The organism is Marisediminitalea sp. (assembly GCF_984433645.1).
In genome coordinates, this window is record NZ_CFIDRX010000105.1 from 9,936 (window position 1) to 15,208 (window position 5,273).

At 50.8% G+C, this 5,273-nt stretch carries 3 protein-coding genes; 1 reads left to right on the top strand and 2 read right to left on the bottom strand.

Annotation, left to right across the window (positions count from 1 at the left end; all coding sequences use genetic code 11):
- Positions 1-126: 126 nt before the first annotated feature.
- Together AC4MRN_RS13480 and AC4MRN_RS13485 are read right to left on the bottom strand one after the other, a co-directional pair.
- Positions 127-912, bottom strand: coding sequence for a sterol desaturase family protein (locus tag AC4MRN_RS13480; protein ID WP_491203562.1), 786 nt, complete (start codon positions 910-912; stop codon positions 127-129).
- Between the two features lie 117 nt (positions 913-1,029).
- Positions 1,030-3,366, bottom strand: coding sequence for a tetratricopeptide repeat protein (locus AC4MRN_RS13485; RefSeq protein ID WP_491203563.1), 2,337 nt, complete (start codon positions 3,364-3,366; stop codon positions 1,030-1,032).
- A gap of 236 nt (positions 3,367-3,602) precedes the next feature.
- Here AC4MRN_RS13485 and AC4MRN_RS13490 point away from each other — a divergent pair, with 236 nt between their 5' ends.
- Positions 3,603-4,808, top strand: coding sequence for an aminotransferase-like domain-containing protein (locus tag AC4MRN_RS13490; protein ID WP_491203564.1), 1,206 nt, complete (start codon positions 3,603-3,605; stop codon positions 4,806-4,808).
- The last annotated feature ends 465 nt before the right edge of the window (positions 4,809-5,273 follow it).

The window sequence follows — 5,273 nt, forward strand, 5'->3', positions numbered from 1 at the left end:
GGATGAAGGTAGCCCACTGTGATGCTGAGACGCCCCCCTCCCCGTCATCCCGGGCTTGTCCCGGGACCTTGGCTTGTTCCGGGACCTTGGCTTGTTCCGGGACCTTGGCTTGTTCCGAGACCTACATTAACCCAATGGCTTGGATTCGAGCGTTGATTCATCTTTTGGCACAGACACATCGTGGCACATCAGCATGTCCATTACCCTTGATAAAGCGCCAGAATAAAACCCTGTCTCTGCGGCAAAATTGGTGGGATTTTTAAAGGTGCCAAACAACATATCGAAAATAGGCAAGTCGGCATAATTGTAGGCGTGAATGCCTTTTTCATGATGGACAGAATGACTTTCCGGTCGCTGAATAACATAGCCAATCCAGGTTGGCGTCTTAACATTCATGTGTTGAAACAGCGGCAAAAATACCGATGCGTACAAGTACAACGTAGCGGCCTCAACCGACAAACCTGCCACCAGCACCAGGCTAACGCTGCCCAGGAAAGTGAACCCTATAATGTCCATCGGGCTAAAGTAAAAAGCGCCGAATGTGTCTACCCGCTCAGCGCTGTGATGAAACTGGTGAAATACCCGCCACAACACGTTTGACTCATGTATTAGGCGGTGCCAGACATACAAAAAGAAATTGAACACCAGTAACCCAACAACCGCGCCGATGTAAGGGTTCAGATGGCGTAAATCCACCAGTTGATAAGGCAGCAAATAGGCATCCCAAACCATTGGCAAATACGTAGCAAGATAAAAGAACACAACAAAAGCGCAGAACGATCGTATCCGCCAGCCAGCAATCTTGGGTAATTCCCTGGCAGGGAACAAAGATTCAACCAAAACAAATGCGCCGTATAAGGCAAACACAACTAATGAAAGGGGGTCGAACAGAATTTCAACAGGACCAGGCATAACCGTCTTCCTTTGCAGTGAACCATGCTGTGGCTCGGTAAATGACGCTTTGCACTATTGGTCATTCACACAAGAAAGTCCTAACGAAAGCCTAATATTCGTCTAATAATCTTCGAATTACTGCGAATGAGGGTTAAGTGAGCCAGGCAACATAATCTCGCCACTATCTTCCAGTTCCCGCAGCCGTTGGCGGGCATTTTTCAGCGTATTCTGCATGTCCGACAATGCCCGTTGAAAGACCGGGTGGTCTTTCAGTGGCGCATAGGTAGGCGATGTTACAATAGAGTCCGCGCCGTGCCCCGCAGCAACATAATCAGCGAATGACCTGGCGGCCAACTCTACCTCCCCTTTTGCAAGGTAAATTCGGGTTTTCCAGTCACTCTCTTTTGTTGACCAACCGCCGAACGGCGCTGTAGTCACCACCGCCAGGCATTTATCTAACAGTGCGTGACCGCGGGCATGTTCTCCCCGGTTTATCATTAACCTGGCAACGGCGACCGCCGGTATGAAGTTCGAAGCATCAACATTGACCGCATCCTGATACAACGATGGGAAAAACTGCCGATAGTGGTTCTCAACGTCCTGGGCCCGCCCGAGTCCTTGCCCCACTTCCACCAAATCAAACATATAAACAGGGAACACGTGCTGGTTGGCGGGTAATTGCAGAAACATATCGAGCGCTTTGCCATGCTTTCCGGTTAAATGTGCAATCATGGCATTTGCCAGCAACATGTTGTCGGAGCCCGGCGCCAGCGACAAACTGTGCGCCAACCAATCTACGGCCTTTTGGGTATCTCCCGTTAATATGTATACCTGCGCCATAATCATCGAACTGAACGGCGCTTCAGGCGAATATTGCAAGTTTTGACTCAGCGCAACCTGTGAAGCGGGGAGTGCATGACCCAGCCAATAGTAGTAATCCGACCGGGATCGGTAGGCCGGCGCAAACGTCGGATTCTGCTCAATCAACGTATCGATAATCATGCGGGCCTGGGCAAATCGACCGGCATCAATCAGAGCGCTCACCCACTGCGTTTTAAGCAATGGGTCTAACGGACTTATTGCTACGGCTTTGGCAAACACAGCTTCAGCCTGCTCAATGCGCCGTAATTTCCACAACAGTAAATTACCGTATTCTGACAAAGCGGTAACATTGCCCGGAATAATATCGAGCGCCTGGGTAAATGCCGTTTCAGCATCGCCAAAACGTTGTTTAAAGACGTGCAACACACCCAGTGCTACAAAGGCTTCTCCCAATGTTGGTTGCAGCGCCAGCGCTCTTTCAATAAGAGGACTGGCTATAAGTACTTGCTGCTCAACAGGCTTGCCCGCCCAATGGATCTGATTTAACTCCAACCGGGCTAATTCGGCATAGGCCAACGCAAAGGAGGGATCGGCCTTTATGGCCTGCTCCAGGTATTCAAGGGCCTTGGTGTTGTCCTGTGTTGTCCCCTGATTCGCCAACGATTTGCCCTGAAAATAATATTCCAGTGCAATCAGGTTTTGTGTGGGAAAGTGCTGGTGCTGGCTGTTTTGTTTAGCCGTTAACGCCAGATTCAGCGCTTTCGCTATATCCAGTGAAATTGCCTGCTGAATAATAAAAATGTTTTCCGCTGTGAGTGCTCTGGTATAAGTACCAGCCCAAAGCTGGCGCGCATTGGCAGTATCAATTAACTGCACATCAACGCGAATTTGCTGCCCGGCACGCTTCACTTCCCCCAATAAAACAGTAGCAACCGACAATGTCGTGCCCACCGCTTTCACATCTGCCGTAGCGGGGTCGTAGTGAGCAACTGACCCCTTTGCGATTGTTTTTAATGCCGGGTAAGCCGCAATTTGCGCCAGTAAGGCTGAGTGCATACCGTCTGAAAAAAACGCATCTTCGGCGGTATCGGATGCGTAAGAAAAAGGCAGAATAGCAATGGATTTATCGCCAGCAGTCGATACGCCAGATTCGCTGCTGTCAGATTCAGAGGGGGCTATGCCACCGTTTATTTGCCAGATAAACAACATGAGCACAGCAAGCGTTAACAGGGTAATCGCGGCAAAAACAAAGCGATTGAAGCGGGAATGTACACTGCTTGCCAGTGAGCCACCCGGTGCTGTTTGTTCAGGCAAGACGGAAGTATTGCTTGGCAGTTCGGGGATTTCCGTTACCGGTGCAACAAACTGATACCCCCTGCCATGAATCGTTTTGATTACGGCCTGCCGCTGCCCGTCGTCATGCAGCGCGGTGCGTGCAAATTTTATGTGATTACTCAAGGTCGCATCCGACACCGCCAGCCCGGTCCAAATGGCATCAAAGAAAGCCTGTCGGGTAACCACCCGGTCCCGATTAGCAATCAAATATACAATGACATCAAAGACTTTTGGCTCAACGGCAATCGGCATATCACGGTGTTTGATACTGTAGGCGTTGGTATCGATTTCAAAATCATTCACCCGGTAACGCATTTGCCTGTCCCTTGCCTGCCCCCGCGGTGTGCATACCTGCTGCTTCGGGGCTTAAGTATCAATCCGTTCAGTGTGTGCAAAGTTTAACCACAGGTCAACCGTATGCGCAGGAAAAGCCTGTTTCATTGCACTTTTCAACTCTCGATTACCCAGATAAACCCCACTGCAAGACGTAATATCTGTATGGAGCAAAATTTATTCATGTGTACCTGTACGTTTTTAGCGGCAAAGCTAGTATGCTCTGCACAACTTTAATTACCGACTTGGACCTCATGCAACTTTCTCACCTGCTCACGCCTCAGGCACAACAAATGGAGTCGTCGCTGGTTCGCGAGCTACTGCAATATTCTCAACAGCCAGACATTCTTTCATTGGCAGGTGGACTCCCCGACGAAACCCTGATGCCACCGTTACCGGACCTTGCACCGGTCACATCATTTGCTCAGTACGGTCCCAGTGAAGGTGAGCCAGCACTACGCCAGCAAATCAGCCATATCATCAGTGAGCGTGGTCTGTCAGTTGAGTCCAGTCAGGTATTGGTAACCAATGGCTCACAGCAAGGGCTGGACTTGATTAGCCGGCTCGTGTTGAACCCGGGCGATGTTGTACTTACCGAGCAGCCCACTTACCTGGCGGCTCTGCAAGTGTTTCAGTTACAGGGTGCAGTAGTCAAAACGGTGGAGTCGGACGAAACCGGCATGAACCCTGAAGCCCTGAAAGCGGCAATTGAGCAGTACAATCCCAAAGCGGTGTACCTTATTCCGAACTTTCAGAATCCTGCGGGGCATTGTTACAGCGTTGCACGCCGTGAAGCGATTGCAGAGATCATCGACGCGCACAATATTTTGCTGGTAGAAGACGATCCCTACCGCGATCTGTACTACGACGATGTGGTTATAACGCCTATCGCCAGTTTATTGAACGCCGCGCCATGGGTTTACATGGGCAGTTTCTCAAAAGTATTGTGGCCCGGACTCCGGGTGGGTTATGTGTCGGCCAGTCCGGCAGTGATGCCGTTTCTGGTAAAAATTAAACAAGCCAGCGACTTACACACCAACCGCCTTGGTCAATCACTCGTTTCGACGTTTATTGCCGAAGGCAAGTTACCTGCGCATTTAGAGGTGATTCGTTCTTCGTACAAAGGCAAACGCGACGTCATGGCCGCCGCACTAGAGCGCGAATTAGGTGATTGCATGACCATACACGCCCCGAAAGGCGGTATGTTTTTCTGGCTGGCACTACCGGAAGGGGTGTCTTCCAAGCAAATTCTGCATGACGCCCTGGAACAGAAAGTACTGGTACTACCCGGCACCCCATTCTTCCCGACGAAAGAAGCATACACCGACGGCTTCCTGCGCCTAAGCTTCGCTCGCCTGTCGCACGCCGACATTGAAAAGTCGATTACCGTTCTGGCAAGTGTGATTCGTTCACATATAGGTTGATTTTTAGTTCCCCGCCTTCGCGGGGACGACGGTGTAGTGAGCGCACGACAGTGAAAGAGCGGAGACGCCCCCTCCCCGTCATCCCACCAACATTTCGTCATCCCGGGCTTGCCCCGGGACCTTCTCAAAAAGGCTGAGATTTCGAAACAACCATTGCTGGATGTTTCCTAAGATCCCGGATATACGCTTCGCGATTCCGGGACGACAACCTCCCCCGTCATCCCGGACTTGTTCCGGGACCTAGTCAAAAAGGCCGCGATTTCGAAACAACCATTGTTGGATGTTTCCTAAGATCCCGGATATACGCTTCGCGATTCCGGGACGATATGTGGGGAGATATCACTGCACCTTTTAGGGACGACACACCATTCGTCATCCCGGGCTTGCCCCGGGACCTACTCAAAAAGGCCGTGATTTCGAAACAACCATTGTTGGATGTTTCCTAAGATCCCGGATATACGCTTC

Bases quoted from the DNA above. Each gene is read 5' to 3' on its own strand.
- AC4MRN_RS13490 (WP_491203564.1), top strand. From the start codon at position 3,603: ATGCTCTGCACAACTTTAATTACCGACTTGGACCTCATGCAACTTTCT.
- AC4MRN_RS13485 (WP_491203563.1), bottom strand. From the start codon at position 3,366: ATGCGTTACCGGGTGAATGATTTTGAAATCGATACCAACGCCTACAGT.
- AC4MRN_RS13480 (WP_491203562.1), bottom strand. From the start codon at position 912: ATGCCTGGTCCTGTTGAAATTCTGTTCGACCCCCTTTCATTAGTTGTG.